Origin of the sequence: Candidatus Methylopumilus universalis, from assembly GCF_006364435.1 — a bacterium.
Classification (GTDB): Bacteria; Pseudomonadota; Gammaproteobacteria; order Burkholderiales; family Methylophilaceae; genus Methylopumilus; species Methylopumilus universalis.
The window spans coordinates 569,587-586,430 of sequence record NZ_CP040977.1; the positions used below are offsets into that span (position 1 = coordinate 569,587).

At 37.4% G+C, this 16,844-nt stretch carries 18 protein-coding genes; 16 read left to right on the forward strand and 2 right to left on the reverse strand.

All coding sequences use genetic code 11. The annotated features are described in order from the left end of the window. Nucleotides 1–639, forward strand: coding sequence for a response regulator (locus FIT70_RS03140; RefSeq protein ID WP_139867550.1), 639 nt, complete (start codon nucleotides 1–3; stop codon nucleotides 637–639). Here the strand turns inward: FIT70_RS03140 and FIT70_RS03145 are convergent. Next, nucleotides 625–1,488, reverse strand: coding sequence for a DMT family transporter (locus FIT70_RS03145; protein ID WP_049814227.1), 864 nt, complete (start codon nucleotides 1,486–1,488; stop codon nucleotides 625–627). The two genes, FIT70_RS03140 and FIT70_RS03145, sit on opposite strands and share 15 nt — an antisense overlap. Then, nucleotides 1,485–2,603, reverse strand: a complete 1,119-nt coding sequence (locus FIT70_RS03150) for an aromatic ring-hydroxylating oxygenase subunit alpha (protein WP_139874476.1) — start codon at nucleotides 2,601–2,603, stop codon at nucleotides 1,485–1,487. The genes FIT70_RS03145 and FIT70_RS03150 overlap by 4 nt, the downstream gene beginning before the upstream one ends. 279 nt (nucleotides 2,604–2,882) lie before the next feature. On the opposite strand from FIT70_RS03150, the gene FIT70_RS03155 reads away from it, so the two are divergent. The 15 genes from FIT70_RS03155 to trpB all read left to right on the forward strand — a co-directional run bounded on the left by FIT70_RS03155 (nucleotide 2,883) and on the right by trpB (nucleotide 16,837). Continuing rightward, a complete protein-coding gene (locus FIT70_RS03155; protein ID WP_028817916.1) occupies nucleotides 2,883–3,374 on the forward strand; it encodes a urate hydroxylase PuuD in 492 nt (163 codons plus the stop codon). Nucleotides 3,375–3,440: 66 nt separating this feature from the next. Then, nucleotides 3,441–4,619, forward strand: a complete 1,179-nt coding sequence (locus tag FIT70_RS03160; protein WP_139930592.1) for an aspartate aminotransferase family protein — start codon at nucleotides 3,441–3,443, stop codon at nucleotides 4,617–4,619. A 19-nt stretch (nucleotides 4,620–4,638) separates the two neighbouring features. Next, nucleotides 4,639–5,562, forward strand: coding sequence for an ornithine carbamoyltransferase (gene argF / locus FIT70_RS03165; protein ID WP_028817918.1), 924 nt, complete (start codon nucleotides 4,639–4,641; stop codon nucleotides 5,560–5,562). Next, on the forward strand, nucleotides 5,555–6,769 hold the full coding sequence (locus FIT70_RS03170) for an argininosuccinate synthase (protein ID WP_139884341.1): 1,215 nt from the start codon (nucleotides 5,555–5,557) through the stop codon (nucleotides 6,767–6,769). Before argF ends, FIT70_RS03170 begins: the two co-directional genes overlap by 8 nt. Nucleotides 6,770–6,780: 11 nt before the next feature. Beyond that, complete coding sequence (ppnP, locus tag FIT70_RS03175; protein ID WP_139874478.1) at nucleotides 6,781–7,092, forward strand: pyrimidine/purine nucleoside phosphorylase; 312 nt, start codon at nucleotides 6,781–6,783, stop codon at nucleotides 7,090–7,092. A gap of 28 nt (nucleotides 7,093–7,120) precedes the next feature. After that, nucleotides 7,121–7,615, forward strand: coding sequence for a YajQ family cyclic di-GMP-binding protein (locus FIT70_RS03180; protein ID WP_028817921.1), 495 nt, complete (start codon nucleotides 7,121–7,123; stop codon nucleotides 7,613–7,615). Nucleotides 7,616–7,623: 8 nt separating this feature from the next. Continuing rightward, complete coding sequence (gene leuC, locus FIT70_RS03185; protein WP_139930594.1) at nucleotides 7,624–9,027, forward strand: 3-isopropylmalate dehydratase large subunit; 1,404 nt, start codon at nucleotides 7,624–7,626, stop codon at nucleotides 9,025–9,027. Nucleotides 9,028–9,030: 3 nt separating this feature from the next. Further along, a complete protein-coding gene (leuD, locus tag FIT70_RS03190; RefSeq protein WP_139930596.1) occupies nucleotides 9,031–9,666 on the forward strand; it encodes a 3-isopropylmalate dehydratase small subunit in 636 nt (211 codons plus the stop codon). Between the two features lie 24 nt (nucleotides 9,667–9,690). Beyond that, entirely contained in the window at nucleotides 9,691–10,749 is a 1,059-nt protein-coding gene (leuB, locus tag FIT70_RS03195) for a 3-isopropylmalate dehydrogenase (RefSeq protein WP_139874480.1), read from the forward strand. A gap of 19 nt (nucleotides 10,750–10,768) precedes the next feature. After that, nucleotides 10,769–11,884, forward strand: a complete 1,116-nt coding sequence (gene asd, locus FIT70_RS03200) for an aspartate-semialdehyde dehydrogenase (protein WP_139874481.1) — start codon at nucleotides 10,769–10,771, stop codon at nucleotides 11,882–11,884. 9 nt (nucleotides 11,885–11,893) lie between these two features. After that, nucleotides 11,894–13,525 (forward strand): type IV pilus assembly protein FimV, encoded by a 1,632-nt coding sequence (locus FIT70_RS03205; RefSeq protein WP_139930598.1) that lies wholly within the window; start codon nucleotides 11,894–11,896, stop codon nucleotides 13,523–13,525. A gap of 292 nt (nucleotides 13,526–13,817) precedes the next feature. Next, a complete protein-coding gene (locus FIT70_RS03210) occupies nucleotides 13,818–14,171 on the forward strand; it encodes a hypothetical protein (protein ID WP_139871419.1) in 354 nt (117 codons plus the stop codon). 6 nt (nucleotides 14,172–14,177) lie between these two features. Then, nucleotides 14,178–14,972: a tRNA pseudouridine(38-40) synthase TruA gene (gene truA / locus FIT70_RS03215; protein ID WP_139930599.1), complete on the forward strand. Its 795-nt coding sequence runs from the start codon at nucleotides 14,178–14,180 to the stop codon at nucleotides 14,970–14,972. 52 nt (nucleotides 14,973–15,024) lie between these two features. Continuing rightward, nucleotides 15,025–15,648 (forward strand): phosphoribosylanthranilate isomerase, encoded by a 624-nt coding sequence (locus FIT70_RS03220; RefSeq protein ID WP_139874484.1) that lies wholly within the window; start codon nucleotides 15,025–15,027, stop codon nucleotides 15,646–15,648. Further along, nucleotides 15,635–16,837 (forward strand): tryptophan synthase subunit beta, encoded by a 1,203-nt coding sequence (trpB, locus tag FIT70_RS03225; RefSeq protein ID WP_139867575.1) that lies wholly within the window; start codon nucleotides 15,635–15,637, stop codon nucleotides 16,835–16,837. Before FIT70_RS03220 ends, trpB begins: the two co-directional genes overlap by 14 nt. The last annotated feature ends 7 nt before the right edge of the window (nucleotides 16,838–16,844 follow it).

Sequence of the window (16,844 nt, forward strand, 5' to 3'; positions counted from 1 at the left end):
TTGAGTCAAATTAAGATTTTGCTTGTCGACGATCATGCAGTAGTTCGCATGGGCTTTAAGATGCTTATAGAAGCCGAAGATGATATTACAGTCATCGGTGAAGCAGAGAGTGGTGAGGTTGCTATTAAATTATTTCAAGAATTGAAACCCGATATTATTGTGATGGATATCACAATGCCTGGTATCGGAGGTCTAGAAGCTATTGATCGTATTATAGCTAAAGATAAAAATACCAAAATTCTTGTTTTATCAGCCCATGAAGATTCAGTTCATCCCAAGCGAGTGCTTAATGCTGGCGCGATGGGCTATTTGACAAAAAGAAGTGCTGCGGAAGAGTTAATCAAAGCAATTAAATCTATTCATCAAGGAAAGCGTTATCTAGAGCCTAATATTGCGCAACAAATGGCTATTACACAATTATCAGGAGAAACAAATCCAGTTGAAATTCTTTCAGACCGAGAGTTTGAAGTTTTTATAGCATTAGCTAAAGGTAAAAGTACAAATGAAATTGCAGATACCTTATGTCTCAGTCCAAGAACAGTTGGTACGCATTTATATAATATTAAGCAAAAGTTAAATGCAAATAATTCAGCCGAGATTGCTTTGATCGCTATTCGCTGCGGCTTAATTGATCCTTGATTTCAAGCTAATATTTGAAGCGATAGCGCCACTTATAATAATCATAAGCGCGCCCAATACATCCTCAATCCTCATTGACTCGTTAAAATAAAGAAGGCTGATAATGCCGGAAAAAACGATTGCTAGATAAGATAGCGTGCCTATGACAATAGAATTGCCAAGTCTGTATGCGCGTGTCATTGCAATTTGTGCAATGGTGGCAGACAAGCCAAGAGGGATTAATATCCAAATATCATTCCATACCAACTTTTGATAGTCGGTAAAACTAATCCACAATCCCGATCCTATTGAGGATACAAGCGTAAAATAAAAGACAGTTCGCCAATCAGGCTCGTTAAGTTTGCTTAGCTGTATGACGTGAATGTAAGCCAAAGCAGCACCAATACCCGAGACCAATCCCACTAAACCCGCAAACCAACTTTGCCATTCGCCGTGGGGATCAAGAATTAATAAAGCGCCAGTAAAGCCAACGATTGTGCATATAAAAATCGATTTTTTTATTTTTTGGTGCGAGATAAAGGGCAAGAAAAATCCAAGAAATATAGGCGAGGTGTAATTGAGGGTCATGGCAGAGCCTAAATTGAGATGTGCGATGGCATAAAAGAAAAAAGCTAAAGATAAGAAACCTACGACACCGCGGTCAATTTGTTTTCTAAGGTGCGGTGTTTTAATTTCTTTGTGACTTATAACAATGTAAAGAAAAAGAAATACGAGACTTATAAATGAACGGTAGAACACAAGTTCAACACTAGAAAAATGTGTAGAACCAAGTTTTACAAATGACCCCATGAGGGAAAAAAAGAAGGTCGCTATAATAATCCATAGCATGCCTTTTTTCTGATCTGTCATAGATGGGAAGACATTTCTGTTTGATACCACTGATGAAAATGTTTTAAGCCATCTTCCAATGGTTCGTGATAAGGGCCCATATCTTCTTGTTTGTTTTTGAAAAGTGAGCGTCTTCCCTCATGCATTTTTTCACAAATAATTTTATCTTCAAGAGCAGTTTCGTTATAGGCAGCTTGTTGCGCAGTAATATAGTCTTGATCAAAGAGAATGGTTTCTTCTGGATAATAAAACTCAATAATATTTCTGCAATGATCGGCTTCATCAGGAATGAGATGAGAGACGACGATAACATTCGGATACCATTCGATCATGAAAAAAGGATAAATCGTTAGCCAAATTGCTCCAAATGGTGGTTTTGAATGCCCACTTTGCTCATTGATTTTGGATTTCCAAAGGTCATAAACTTTAGAGCTTTTTGAGTGATTTTTTTCTCTAAAAGGTACTTTTTGAATAGATGAAAATGCTTTAAATTCCCATGATAAATCATCACAATCTACGATGTTATTAAGACCGGGGTGAAATGCCCAAACATGATAGTCCTCAAGATAAACCTCAATAAATGTTTTCCAATTAAAATCGTAATGATCAATTTTGACGCTATGAAGTTTATATGCATCAAAATTCAATAATTGATTTAATTGTTTAAACTCCATTGCATCTTTGACATTTATCGATGACTGCTTATATGTTTGTTTAAAAATGAGATTGTGAATTTCTTCGGCTGGAAATGACTCTAAGTTTAAGCATGGATTTTCCTTGAAGTAGGGCGCGCCTTCCAATGTGCCATCAAGCCCATAAGTCCAACGATGAAGAGGGCAGACAATATGCGAAGCTGAACCTTGATTTTCCAGCATAAGCGCTTGTCTATGACGACAAACGTTACTTAATACGTTAATTTTGCCGTTATTATTTACAAGCACTGCTGATTTATTAAGCGCTTCTAGAACATGGTAATTACCGTGTTGAGGCACCATTAGCCGATGACCTAAATATTTTGGATATTTATCGAAAATTACTTTTTTTTCTATTTCGAAAATATGAGGGTCTATATAGCTATGAACAGGTAGCTGACTAAAATTCTTAGCTTTGGAATCAACCGTCTTGAGTGTCAACATACGAGATTATTATGTATTAGGAAATGATTTTTAAAAACTAGGGCAATTTTGCCTTAAATCGGTTTTTTTGCAAACTTAATTCGCCTTTTAAGCCCGCTATCTTGCTTAAATCGGGTATTTAAGCTACTCTCATTCTTTGAATATTTATGCATTTTTTTAGAGGAGTTTTTAGATGAAAAATCCACTTGATTCAATTTTAGGAACAATCATTTCAGGCTTGGTTCTAACGCTAGTGCTCTACGTTTTTCTTAAAAACTTTATTTTGTAGGAGTTTGAATAATGGAATTTATACCTGGACTTGCTAGATGGCTTCATGTTGTAGCCGGTATTACATGGATTGGTTTACTTTATTACTTTAACTTAGTGCAAATTCCTGCATTAAAAGACGCAGCTGCAGATGGGTCAGCGGGCGGTATCACAAAGCATGTTGCACCTCGTGCTTTATTATGGTTTAGATGGGCTGCTGTAGCAACTTGGTTAGCAGGCGCTGCAATTCTGCAAGAAAATTTCATTGCTGCATTTACATTGCAAACTGGCTACGAAGGTATTGGCATAGGTTCTTGGTTAGGCACGATCATGCTATTTAATGTGTGGGTTTTAATTTGGCCAAACCAACAAAAGATTCTGGGTATGGTTCAAGCTACTGATGATGAAAAAGCAAAAGCTCGCAGAGTCGCATTTCTAGCATCAAGAACCAACTTAATGCTTTCTCTCCCAATGCTTTTCTTTATGGCAAATGGATTGAGTCATCGCGCATTAATCGGTCTTTAATTTAATTTAAGCTGAAACAAACGGAGGCTTAAGCCTCCGTTTGTGTTTATAAGTACGGAAAATTGTATGTCAAAAATGATGGATACTTACGCTAGACAACCCGTAACCTTTGAAAAAGGCCAAGGCGTTTGGCTATGGGCTAAAGATGGTAAAAAGTATTTGGATGCACTATCCGGGGTAGCTGTAAACGGCTTAGGCCATACACACCCAAAATTAATCAAAGCCATTAGCGAGCAAATATCACGACTCATTCACGTATCTAATGTTTACCATATTGCTGAACAAGAAAAATTGGCTGAAAAGCTCACAGCAATTTCTGGCATGGATAATGTATTTTTCTGTAATTCAGGATGCGAAGCGAATGAAGCGGCTATCAAATTAGCAAGGCTTTATGGACATCAAAATGGCATTGATACGCCAGAAATTATAGTAATGGAAAAAGCGTTTCATGGTCGAACGATGGCAACGTTATCAGCGACTGGTAATCGAAAAACACAAGCTGGCTTCGAGCCTCTTGTGGGCGGATTCATTCGAGTAGCTTTTGATGATTTAGAAGCCATTCAGCAGATTGCTTCAAGAAAAAATAATGTAGTTGCAATTCTTGTCGAGCCGATTCAGGGCGAGGGTGGTATTAATATCCCAAACAATATTCAAAATTATCTCAAAGGTTTAAGGGACATCTGTGACCAGCACAATTGGTTATTAATGTTAGATGAAGTACAAGGCGGTATTGGCAGAACTGGAAAGTGGTTTGTGCATCAACATAGCTCTATTAAGCCTGATGTCATGACGCTTGCGAAAGGCTTAGGTTCTGGCGTGCCTATTGGCGCTTGTCTTGCAAAAGGGAAAGCAAGCCATGTCTTTACACCAGGTAAGCATGGATCTACATTTGGTGGTAATCCATTAGCAACTGCTGCAGGTTTCGCAACATTAAATATTATTGAAGAGGATAAGCTTTGTAATCATGCATTAAAAATGGGGACACTAATTAATGAAGAATTTACTAAGCAATTAAAAGATTGCCCTCAAGTTAAAGTGGTTCGTAACTTAGGTCTCATGATCGGTATAGAGTTTGATCAGCCATGCGGTGAATTAACCAAATTAGCTTTAGATGAAGGGCTGCTTATTAATGTGACAGCGGAGAAAGTGATTCGTCTTTTACCGCCTCTGATTATTAAAGAAGAGGAAGTGTTGGAACTTGTAGAAAGATTATCCAAAGTGATTAAATTTTTTTTAGCAAAGTAATATAAGCAGAATTTCCTTTATGAAAACAAAACATTTTTTAAGATTTAATGATCTCAAGCGAGATGAGTTTGAATATATTTTCGCGAGAGCAAGTTGGATCAAAAAACAATTTAAAGAGTACAAGCAGTACTGGCCTCTTGTCGACAGAACTTTAGTAATGATTTTTGAAAAAGCTAGCACTCGGACGAGGTTATCGTTTGAAGCAGGCATTCAACAGTTAGGCGGCTCAGCAATTTATTTAAATACGAGAGACTCTCAATTAGGAAGGGGTGAGCCTGTAGAGGATGCAGGACAGGTTATTTCCCGCATGTGTGACCTTGTGATGATCCGAACATTTGAGCAAGACATCATTGACCGATTTGCACAAAACTCGAGAGTGCCTGTGATTAATGGATTAACCAACGAATATCATCCATGCCAAATTCTTGCAGATATTTTTACCTATATTGAACATAGAGGCTCCATTCAAGGCAAAACAGTTGCATGGATTGGTGATTCGAATAATGTATGTAATACATGGCTCCAAGCGGCTGAGGTATTAGATTTTAATGTGCATGTTTCTACGCCTAAAGGTTATGAGGTTGAAGTTGAGCGAGCAGGCTTATACGGCGATAAACATTTTGAAGAATTTGAAGACCCTATGGATGCAGCGAAAGACGCTGAGATTGTTACAACTGATGTATGGACGAGTATGGGATTTGAATCTGAAAATGAAGAACGTTTAAAAGATTTTGCAGATTGGCAAGTAGATCAGGAGATGATGTCAGTTGCATCATCAAATGCATTGTTTATGCATTGTCTTCCAGCACATCGAGGTGAGGAAGTCACAGCAGAAGTTATTGACGGTACTCAAAGTGTTGTATGGGACGAGGCTGAAAATCGTCTTCATGTTCAAAAAGCATTAATGGAGTACCTGTTATTAGGAAAAATGAAAAATGAGTGATATTAAAAAAGTTGTTTTAGCTTACTCCGGTGGATTAGACACGTCAGTTATTTTGAAGTGGCTACAAGAAACCTATCAATGCGAAGTGGTAACTTTTACAGCCGATTTAGGGCAAGGTGATGAGCTAGAGCCTGCAAAAGAAAAAGCTAAAGCTGCCGGCGTCAAAGAAATATTTATTGAAGACTTGAAAGAAGAATTTGTTCGAGACTTTGTATTCCCAATGTTTAGAGCAAATGCTGTTTATGAAGGTGAATACTTGCTTGGCACTTCAATTGCAAGACCGCTTATAGCAAAACGTTTAATTGAGCTTGCTAAAAAAACAAATGCAGATGCTATTTCTCATGGCGCGACAGGTAAAGGGAATGATCAGGTTCGCTTCGAATTAGGAGCGTATGCACTTAATCCTGATATTAAAATTATTGCACCATGGCGTGAGTGGGATTTACTTAGTCGAGAAAAACTACTTCAGTTCGCTGTCAAAAATAATATTCCAGTGGAGATGAAGCATAAAAATGGTGGAAGCCCTTACAGTATGGATGCCAATTTATTGCATATTTCTTATGAAGGGCGTCATTTAGAAAATCCTGGCGCTGAGCCTGAAGAAGATATGTGGCGATGGACTGTAAGTCCTGAAAAGGCACCTAATGAATCTGAAACGATTGAGATTCAATTCAAAAAAGGTGACCCAGTGAGTCTTAATGGCAAAACCATGAAGGCGCATGAACTATTAGCGGCTCTTAATCAATTAGGCGGTAAGCACGGTATAGGCAGATTAGATCTTGTAGAGAATCGATATGTAGGTATGAAATCTCGAGGCTGTTATGAAACACCCGGCGGCAGTATTTTACTAAAAGCGCATCGAGCAATTGAATCTATAACACTAGATCGTGAAGTGGCTCATCTTAAAGATGACTTGATGCCAAGATTTGCTTCTTTGATTTATAACGGCTACTGGTGGAGTCCTGAGAGGCTTGCATTACAAACACTCATCGACCATACGCAAAATAATGTGAATGGTTGGGTTAAATTGAAGCTTTATAAAGGCAATGTGAGTGTGATTGGAAGAGATAGTGCAACAGACTCTCTTTTTGATACATCCATTGCAACATTTGAAGATGACGGAGGCGCATACGATCAAAAAGATGCGGCAGGGTTTATTAAACTCAATGCTTTAAGAATGAGAATCGCAGCAAAAATTAAAAAATAAGGTGAATTTAAATGGCTCAATTTGACAATGTAAGTGTAAAGAAAAAAGCAAATATTTATTTTGATGGTAAATGTGTGAGTCATACCATTCTTCTTCCAAATGGAACAAGAAGTACGGTCGGCGTAATTTTTCCAAGCACATTAACTTTCAATACTCAGGCGGCTGAAGTGATGGAAATTCTTGCTGGCCAGTGCCGCGTAAAATTACATGGCGCTTCTGAATGGGTCGAGTTTAAAGAAGATCAAAAATTTTCTGTACCCGCAAATTCATCATTTGAAATTGAAACATCAGACACACTTCACTATGTTTGTCATTTCGAATAAATAAATTTTTTAAGTAAGGAGATTTTGTATGCCATCTTTTGATGTTTCATCCGAAGTAAACATGGCTAATTTAACTAATTCCATCGATGTCGCGTCTCGAATGATTATTAATCGATATGACTTTAAGGGAACGAGCGCGAAAGTTGAATTTTCAGAGAAAGACTTAACGATTACTCTCTATGGAGATTCAGATTTTCAGTTAGGTCAAATTAAAGATATTTTGCTACCTGCTATGGAAAAAAAAGAGGCTGATAGCTCTAAAAGAATAGACCCTCAAGACATTCAAACCGTATCTGGAAATAAAACAAAACAGGTGCTGAAATTAAAGTCAGGTATCGATACTGAACTTGCAAAAAAAATTGTTAAATTACTCAAAGATAGCGGTCTGAAAGTTCAGTCAGCTATTCAAGGTGAAAGTGTTCGTGTTTCCGGCGCCAAAAGAGATAACTTGCAAGATGCTATTGCATTCATTAAAAAAAGCATTACAGACTTTCCCCTTCAATTTGGAAATTTTAGAGATTAGTTAGACGCATGCAACCCAAAACACTTTATGAAAAATTATTTGAGAGCCATATTGTTAGAGAAGATGCTGGCACTTATCTCATATACATTGATCGTCATCTTGTTCATGAAGTCACAAGTCCACAAGCTTTCGAAGGTTTAAGAATTAATCATAGGCCTGTATGGAGAAATAAATCTGTTCTTGCGGTCCCTGACCATAACGTCCCTACAACAGATCGTTCACTTGGAATTTCTGATCCTATCTCTAAGATTCAGGTCGAAACGCTCGATGAAAATTGTAAACATTTCGGATTAACACAATTTCCTATGAATGATAATCGCCAAGGCATTGTTCACGTCATTGGACCTGAGCAAGGAAGTACATTGCCTGGCATGACTATAGTATGCGGCGACTCTCATACCAGCACGCACGGTGCATTTGGTGCTCTTGCTATGGGTATCGGAACTTCTGAAGTTGAACATGTTTTAGCTACTCAATGTTTAATCCTAAAAAAATTTAAAACAATGGAAGTTCGGGTAGAGGGAAAGTTAAATAAAGGTATTACGGCAAAAGATATTGCTTTGGCTTTAATTGGAAAAATTGGAACAGCAGGTGGTACAGGCTACGCGATTGAGTTTACTGGTGAATCTATTCGTACTCTTTCTATGGAAAGCAGAATGACGATTTGCAATATGGCAATTGAAGCGGGCGCTAGAGCCGGTATGGTTGCAGTTGACGAAGTCACGATATCCTACATTGAAAATAGACCTTTCTCACCTAAAGGTGAAGCATTTGAAAAAGCAAAAATCTATTGGAAAACATTACATAGTGATAAAAATGCAAAATTCGATAAAACAATCACGCTTAACGGAAATGAAATTCTCCCTCAAGTGACTTGGGGAACTTCACCTGAAATGGTGGTAGGTATTGATGGCATGACTCCTGATCCAAGAAAAGAAGACGATTTGTCGAAAAGAAAAAGTATTGAAGATGCATTAGCCTATATGGGCCTTGAACCGAATCTTCCCGTAAATCAAATTAGTGTTGATAAAATTTTTATTGGGTCTTGCACTAATTCGCGCATCGAAGATCTGCGAGAAGCTGCAAATGTGCTTAAAGGTAAAAAAATCGCCAAAAATATTAAATTAGCACTTGTGGTTCCTGGGTCAGGCCTTGTAAAACTTCAGGCCGAAAAAGAAGGCTTGGATAAAATTTTCATAGATGCAGGATTTGAGTGGAGAGAGCCTGGTTGTTCAATGTGTTTAGCTATGAATGCAGATCGTTTAGAATCAGGCGAGCGGTGCGCGTCAACTTCAAATAGAAATTTTGAAGGCCGACAAGGTCAGGGGGGTAGAACACATCTTGTAAGCCCCTCAATGGCAGCAGCAGCAAGTGTTCATGGCCATTTTGTAGATATAAGAGCTTTAAGTTAATTTATGAAACCATTTGTTACTCATACAGGTATTTTGGCCCCACTTGATCGTGCAAATGTAGATACGGATGCAATTATTCCAAAACAGTTTTTGAAATCGATTAAGAAGACAGGTTTTGGGGCACACCTTTTTGATGAATGGAGATATCTCGATCACGGGGAGCCTGGTATGGACTTAACGCAAAGAAAAAAAAATCCTGACTTTGTTCTCAATCAAGACCGATATGAAAAAGCTACTATCTTAATCGCGCGTGAGAATTTTGGTTGTGGCTCAAGTCGAGAGCATGCCCCGTGGGCAATTGAAGATTTCGGCTTTAGAGTAATTTTGGCGACTAGTTTTGCTGATATTTTCTTTAGTAATTGTTTTAAAAATGGCTTACTACCCATCGTTTTGCCAGCTGAGACCATCGATCATTTATTTGATTTAACTTATTCAAATAAAGGTTATGCAATAACGGTTGATTTGGAAAATCAATCCATTATTCTGCCTTCTAAAGAAAAAATAAGTTTCCAGGTGGATACGTTTAGGAAGCATTGCCTAATCAATGGATTAGATGATATTGGTTTGACAATGCAGCATAGCGAAAGCATTAAAGCTTTTGAAAAGACTTACTACCAAAAAAATTCATGGCTACTTTAAAATTAGAAAGACTTTCTAAATAAAATGAAAATTGCAATATTACCTGGCGATGGCATCGGACCTGAGATTACAAAACAAGCGGTTGATGTTTTAAAAGCGCTTAATCTAGGTGCAGAATTATTAGAGGCAGAAATTGGGGGAGCTGGTTATGATAAGTTCGGCGATCCACTTCCAGACTCAACACTTGATCTAGCCGTCAAATCTGATGCTATTCTTCTTGGTGCAGTAGGTGATTGGAAATATGACGCACTTCCAAGGGATAAGAGACCCGAGCGTGGATTGCTTCGCATTAGAAAAGAGCTGAATCTATTTGCTAATTTAAGACCTGCTATTTTATATCCTGAGCTTGTTGGAGCCTCTTCACTTAAAGCTGAAATTGTATCTAACCTCGATATTATGATTGTGAGAGAACTCACAGGTGATATTTACTTTGGTCAGCCTCGCGGTATTCATGTGAATGAAAAAGGTGAGCGTGAAGGTATCAACACAATGCGATATTCAGAATCTGAAATTAAACGCATTGCTCATGTCGCGTTTAAGATCGCAATGAAGCGATCGAAAAAACTATGCTCTGTAGATAAAGCTAATGTTTTAGAAGCAACAGAGTTATGGCGTCAAATTATGATCGATATTTCAAAAGAATATCCCGAGGTTGAATTGACTCATATGTATGTTGATAATGCCGCGATGCAACTCATAAAAAATCCAAAACAATTTGACGTATTAGTTACAGGAAATATCTTTGGAGACATTTTATCGGATGAGGCTTCTATGTTAACTGGCTCTATCGGTATGCTCCCTTCCGCATCTCTCGATAGCAATAATAAAGGTATGTATGAGCCTAGTCATGGTTCAGCGCCTGATATTGCTGGAAAAAATATTGCAAATCCGCTTGCCACAATTTTATCTTTGGCCATGATGTTTAGATACACATTCAATGATGAAAAAAATGCGAATAAAATTGAATCAGCTGTAAAAAAAGCATTAAGCCGCGGTTTCCGAACAGCAGATATTTATTCTGCTGGTGATAAAAAAGTAAGCTGTAGTGAAATGGGTGAAGCGGTAATTGCATCACTTAACTAATTAAAGAACAGGAATTTTAATGAATCGAGTTGGTTTTGTCGGTTGGAGAGGTATGGTAGGTTCAGTTCTCATGCAACGCATGCAAGAGGAACATGACTTTAAGGAATTTGACTCAACCTTTTTTTCTACTTCTCAAACAGGAAACGTAGCGCCATCTTTTTCTGGAAGTAAAAGTGCTTTGAAAGACGCACATGACATTAAAGAACTAGCAGCCATGAATATTATTCTTTCTTGTCAGGGCGGAGACTATACATCTGAGGTATACCCTAAATTAAGAGATTCGGGGTGGCAGGGACATTGGATTGATGCGGCTTCTTCATTGAGAATGGAAAAAGACGCAGTAATTATTTTAGATCCCCTAAATAGTGACCTCATTCAAGAAGCATATAAAAAAGGCAATAAAAATTGGATTGGTGGAAATTGTACTGTATCCCTAATGCTTTTAGCGCTTGATGGCTTGTTCAAGAAAGATCTTGTTGAATGGATTTCATCAATGACCTATCAGGCAGCAAGTGGAGCTGGGGCTCAAAATATGAGAGAGCTTATTTCTCAAATGGGAGATATTTACAACCATGCAAAAGATTTAATCAATGATCCCAAGACATCTATTTTAGATATAGACAAAAATGTTTCCTCTACACTTAAATCTCGAGATTTTCCAATTGATAATTTTGGTGTCCCTTTAGCGGGAAGCTTAATTCCTTGGATTGATAAAGATTTAAATAATGGTCAAAGTAAGGAAGAGTGGAAAGGTTCGGCTGAAACCAACAAAATTCTCGGAAGAGAAAACAATCCAATTGTCATTGAGGGATTGTGTGTGCGCATTGGCGCTATGCGATGCCATAGTCAAGCCTTAACAATTAAATTAAAAAAGAGTATTTCTTTGGAGGAAATTAATCAAACCATAAGTAACGCTAATCCATGGGTGAAGTTAATTCCAAATGAGAGAGAAATTTCAATGAAAGAGTTAAGTCCTGCTGCAGTCTCAGGCAAGCTTTCTATTCCTATAGGCAGAATTCGAAAACTTAATATGGGGCCTGAATATATTTCAGCTTTCACAGTGGGTGATCAATTGCTATGGGGTGCTGCAGAGCCTCTTAGACGTATTTTAAGAATACTTATTAAATCTATTTAAAAGAAATTTATGAGCCAAAAAATTAAAAACTTATTTTTATTTTGCTTACTTTTGCTACCGCTTGTTGGCAATGCGTTGCAGCTGGGTAAAATCGTTGTGACATCATCTCAAGGGCAGCCTCTAAATGCTGAAATTGAAATGATGTTAACGCCAGGTGAAGATTTATCGAAACTTAAGACATCACTGGCAACGAAAGAGAGTTATGAGTCGCAAGGTATAGAGCGTCTTGCTATCCATAATAATATTTCTGTTGAACTACAAAAAAATGAAAAAGGTCAGACCATCCTAAAGCTGAAAAGCACTCAGCCTGTGCCGGATCCATTTTTAGATTTGCTCATTCAAGTCGATTCAGCAAAAGGAAGAAATTACCGTGAATATACCGTACTTCTCGACCCACCAGAGACACCTATTATTCAGCAGGAGAAAATTGTAGCTATTGATAAAGCAGAGCCATTGCCGATGAATGATAAAAATGAGGTAAAGGAAAGCGTTGATAAAAATAAGATTATTCTTGAAAAAGAAAATAAAAATAATCTTAAGCCTTTAGAGAAAAATAAGCCTGCTGATCTATCCTCAAAATCAATAACAGTTAAACCTGCAGATACTATATATAAAATTGCAAGGGAAAATAAAATACCTGGTATTACTACCGAACAAATGGTTGTTGGTATTTTTAATCTTAATGAGCTTGCTTTTACGAATAAAAATATTAACGGTTTAGAAGTTGGACAGAAGATTGCCTTGCCAACAAAAGATGATTTTATGAATTTAACCCATGCTAAAGCGATGGCTGAAATTAAAATTCAATCTTTGCAATGGAATAAATATAGTACAAAAACTGCTGAGGCTGTTGCAAATAGCCCGAAAGTAATTTCGACTCCGCCTGAAGTGCCTTTAACGCCTGCAACCATTATTCAAAATCAGCCAGCTTCTTCTTCTGCGCCGCGCATTAAATTAACAGGTGATACGTTAACTAATAATAAAAATAGTAAAGAGATTGTTCAAAAAGAAATTAATCAGATTAATGATGATAAGACAGCCTTAGAAAAAAATATCAAAGATGCCGAACAAAAAATTATTCTTTTGGAAAAAGAACTCGCTGATGCAAAAAAAATATTAACCATATCTAATCAAGCCTTATTCGATCTTCAAGAGAAATCAAAGCAAGTTAATCAAACTAAAGATTCAACTACCAAAGCACCCATAGTTGAATCTAAACCAGAACTTACCTCGCTCATCAGTCAGGCAAGTGAAGCAGATGCGAATAAAAATGATATAGCCGTCCCTGCGGACACATCTTTTAAATCTTCTATTTCTGATAGCCCTAGTGAGGAAAAAGCAAATGCGCAATTGGCATCTGATAAGGAAGCTTCAAGCGTATCATCGTCTAGCGGCCTATTTATTTTCTTAGGTGTTCTATTGGCTATCTTAATTATGCTTTTTGTTATTAAAATTAAAAGACAGAAAGAGCAAAAAGAACTTATTGATTCAATGAGTATTGATAAAGATAAACTTTATTCTGAAGTAGCTGGTTCTGAAGCGGCACCAATCAAAGAACAAAGCACTATAGAAGATATCGATTTATCAGGCACTACAATCAATTTATCGGATAAAGATCAGAAGCCAACTCATTTTGATTAGGCCATTGAACGATTAAACTATCGTGCATGCATTAGTTAAATTGGTAGGTATTTTATGTGCTTTATTGCTAATCAATAAATATAATTTTAGTTTTAATCTTTTTTTGCTTTTTTTTATTTTAGTTTTTTCTTTTTTTATAAAGTTTTCAATACCTAAACTTATTATTAGGTTGAAATTTTTTCTTATCATCACCTTTTTGCTCTATGTTTTTAATACGCCGGGTGAATATGTGTTTCTTTGGCCCTACCTATCTCCATCATACGAAGGTCTTTTATTAGGTTCAACTCAAATTATGCGTCTTATTAATTCAGTTGCTATTATTACGATGATGATTTCATTAATGACTTATCAAACCTTAATCGAGACTTTTTATTTAATTTTTAAGCCATTAAAACGATTTGGTATTGATGCAAAACGTTTTGCTGTTCGTCTTTATTTAACAATGGAATATGTGAAGACTTTTCAATCAAAACGTAAACTTCGCTTTACCCTTAACGATTTGTCTTCGTTACTCCTATATTCAAGCAATAAAAATCATATGAATCTTTCACATATTCAAATTAAAGAAGAAAGAGTTAATGGCTCATCTTTACTTTTAATTATCTCAATGATCTTCACTACTCTATTTTTAATTTTTTACTTATAAACTGCTATGAAAATCGCATTGTGTATTGAATATGATGGATCTAATTTCTCTGGATGGCAGAAGCAAAACGATGTGGATTCGATTCAAGGTGAAATTGAAAAAGCGCTTGAAAGTATTGCGCTAGAAAAATTGGATACTTACGCTTCGGGTCGAACCGATACTGGTGTTCATGCGCTCGTTCAAATAGTTCATTTCGAAACTAAAATTCAAAGACCTATCACTGCTTGGGTAAGAGGTGTTAATGCCTTTTTACCATCATCTATTCGAGTGTTATGGGCGCAAGAAGTTGATGATACTTTCCATGCGCGGTATTCAGCCTCACAACGTCATTACGAGTATTTAGTTTATAACGCTTCTTTTCCGTCTGCTTTGTGGGCTAATAAGGCAGGATGGATTCATGATGAGCTTGATTTTAAAAAGATGAAAGAAGCCATTCAGTATTTTGAGGGTGAGCATGATTTTAGTGCGTTTCGATCTTCAGAGTGCCAGGCCAAAAGCCCCATAAGAACAATGTCCCGAATATCTCTTATAAACTACCATCCTTTTTATCTATTTAAGTTTTCGGCGAACGGTTTCCTTCACCACCAAATTAGAAACATGATGGGAGCTATTTTGTATATTGGTAAAGGAAATTACCCAAGCGATTATATTGAAGAATTATTGTTATCTAAAGATAGGACAAAGTCACCCCCTACATTTTCACCTGACGGTCTTTATTTGTCTGGTGTGGATTATGACGTGAGATACGCATTTCCTTTTATGCGCAGAACTCTCAATATTTTTGACAATAATCATTTATGACAAGATCGTTAATCCTTATAATGAATATCTTTCATCTTGAATTGATTTTACATTGAGAACACGCACTAAAATTTGCGGCATTACTCGCTTGGAGGATGCAAAAGCTTCCATCCTTGCAGGTTGTGATGCGCTTGGTTTCGTTTTTTATAAAGAAAGCCCACGTTACATTCCTTTAGATGCTTTTAAAGGTATTGCTAGAGAGTTACCTCCATTTGTGACTAAAGTTGGCCTTTTTGTGAATGCTGATCCTACTTTAATAGAAGAGGTGATTCGATCTGGATTAGTGAATGTTTTACAGTTTCATGGCGATGAAACACCTGATTTTTGCAGACAATTTAAATTTCCTTATATCAAAGCAGTTGCAGTCTCCTCTTCGGTAGATTTGTTACAATATGCCAAGGATTTTTATGATGCAGAAGCTTTATTACTTGATGCGTCTCATGAGTACCTTAAGGGCGGCACAGGCCAAACATTTGATTGGAATTTAATTCCCCATTCGCTCTCTAAACCAATTGTATTGGCGGGCGGACTTAATGTGGACAATGTTAAAGAAGCTATAAACCAAGTGAAACCTTATGCAGTTGATATCAGCGGTGGCGTTGAAGATTCAAAAGGTATTAAAAATTCTCTTAAAATTCAAGCATTTATAAAGGAAACTCAAGATGCAACCGTATGATATGCCAGATGAAAAAGGCCATTTTGGTCAATTTGGCGGCGTATTTGTCGCAGAAACTTTAATTGAAGCGCTTGATGAATTAAGAACGATGTATGAAAAATATCGTCACGATCCTGATTTTCTTGCTGAACTTCAATACGACTTAAAGCATTTTGTAGGTCGTCCAAGCCCAATCTACCATGCTAAAAGGTGGTCTGATCGAGTGGGTGGTGCGCAAATTTACTTGAAGCGGGAAGACTTAAATCATACAGGCGCTCACAAAGTTAACAATACTGTAGGTCAAGCTTTACTCGCGAAACGTATGGGCAAGCCACGCATCATAGCCGAGACGGGGGCAGGGCAGCATGGGGTTGCAACAGCGACTATCTCAGCACGTTTAGGCCTTGAGTGTGTAGTTTATATGGGAGCTGAAGATGTAAAAAGACAGGCGCCTAATGTATACCGTATGAAACTTCTTGGCGCTACGGTTGTTCCTGTAGAAAGCGGGTCTAAAACTCTAAAAGATGCGCTTAATGAAGCGATGAGAGATTGGGTGACTAACATCTCTACTACCTTTTATATCATTGGTACTGTGGCAGGACCTCACCCTTACCCTATGATGGTTCGTGATTTTAATTCTGTCGTAGGTGTTGAATGTAAATCGCAAATGAATGAAATGATTGGTCGGCAACCAGATGCAGTGATCGCTTGCGTGGGCGGCGGTTCAAATGCGATGGGTATTTTTTATCCCTATATAGATTTGCGCGAAGTTCGATTAATTGGCGTTGAAGCTGCAGGGCATGGTATCGAAACAGGCAAACACGCAGCACCTTTAACTGCCAATAGCCCTATAGGTGTATTGCATGGCAATCGAACATACTTAATGCAGAATGAAGAAGGTCAAATTATTGAAACACATTCAATTTCAGCAGGTCTTGATTATCCAGGCGTTGGCCCTGAACATGCTTGGTTAAAAGATATAAAGCGCGCTGAATATGTTGCTGTTACAGATACAGAGGCTTTAGATGCGTTTCATAGTCTATGTCTTACCGAAGGTATTATTCCAGCGCTTGAAACTAGCCATGCTCTCGCATATGCAGAGAAGCTTGCGAAAACGATGAAGCCTGACCAAGTCATTCTTGTTAATTTATCTGGCCGTGGTGACAAGGATATTAATACTGTGGCTAAAATTTCAAATATCAATCTATAAAGTTTTT

What these genes read in the sequence shown, in the direction of transcription:
- FIT70_RS03160 (WP_139930592.1), top strand. Translation starts at nt 3,441, where the DNA reads ATGTCAAAAATGATGGATACTTACGCTAGACAACCCGTAACCTTTGAA.
- asd (WP_139874481.1), top strand. Translation starts at nt 10,769, where the DNA reads ATGAATCGAGTTGGTTTTGTCGGTTGGAGAGGTATGGTAGGTTCAGTT.
- argF (WP_028817918.1), top strand. Translation starts at nt 4,639, where the DNA reads ATGAAAACAAAACATTTTTTAAGATTTAATGATCTCAAGCGAGATGAG.
- FIT70_RS03145 (WP_049814227.1), bottom strand. Translation starts at nt 1,488, where the DNA reads ATGACAGATCAGAAAAAAGGCATGCTATGGATTATTATAGCGACCTTC.
- trpB (WP_139867575.1), top strand. Translation starts at nt 15,635, where the DNA reads ATGCAACCGTATGATATGCCAGATGAAAAAGGCCATTTTGGTCAATTT.
- leuD (WP_139930596.1), top strand. Translation starts at nt 9,031, where the DNA reads ATGAAACCATTTGTTACTCATACAGGTATTTTGGCCCCACTTGATCGT.
- FIT70_RS03150 (WP_139874476.1), bottom strand. Translation starts at nt 2,603, where the DNA reads ATGTTGACACTCAAGACGGTTGATTCCAAAGCTAAGAATTTTAGTCAG.
- truA (WP_139930599.1), top strand. Translation starts at nt 14,178, where the DNA reads ATGAAAATCGCATTGTGTATTGAATATGATGGATCTAATTTCTCTGGA.
- FIT70_RS03210 (WP_139871419.1), top strand. Translation starts at nt 13,818, where the DNA reads ATGCGTCTTATTAATTCAGTTGCTATTATTACGATGATGATTTCATTA.
- FIT70_RS03155 (WP_028817916.1), top strand. Translation starts at nt 2,883, where the DNA reads ATGGAATTTATACCTGGACTTGCTAGATGGCTTCATGTTGTAGCCGGT.
- ppnP (WP_139874478.1), top strand. Translation starts at nt 6,781, where the DNA reads ATGGCTCAATTTGACAATGTAAGTGTAAAGAAAAAAGCAAATATTTAT.
- FIT70_RS03180 (WP_028817921.1), top strand. Translation starts at nt 7,121, where the DNA reads ATGCCATCTTTTGATGTTTCATCCGAAGTAAACATGGCTAATTTAACT.
- leuC (WP_139930594.1), top strand. Translation starts at nt 7,624, where the DNA reads ATGCAACCCAAAACACTTTATGAAAAATTATTTGAGAGCCATATTGTT.
- leuB (WP_139874480.1), top strand. Translation starts at nt 9,691, where the DNA reads ATGAAAATTGCAATATTACCTGGCGATGGCATCGGACCTGAGATTACA.
- FIT70_RS03205 (WP_139930598.1), top strand. Translation starts at nt 11,894, where the DNA reads ATGAGCCAAAAAATTAAAAACTTATTTTTATTTTGCTTACTTTTGCTA.
- FIT70_RS03170 (WP_139884341.1), top strand. Translation starts at nt 5,555, where the DNA reads ATGAGTGATATTAAAAAAGTTGTTTTAGCTTACTCCGGTGGATTAGAC.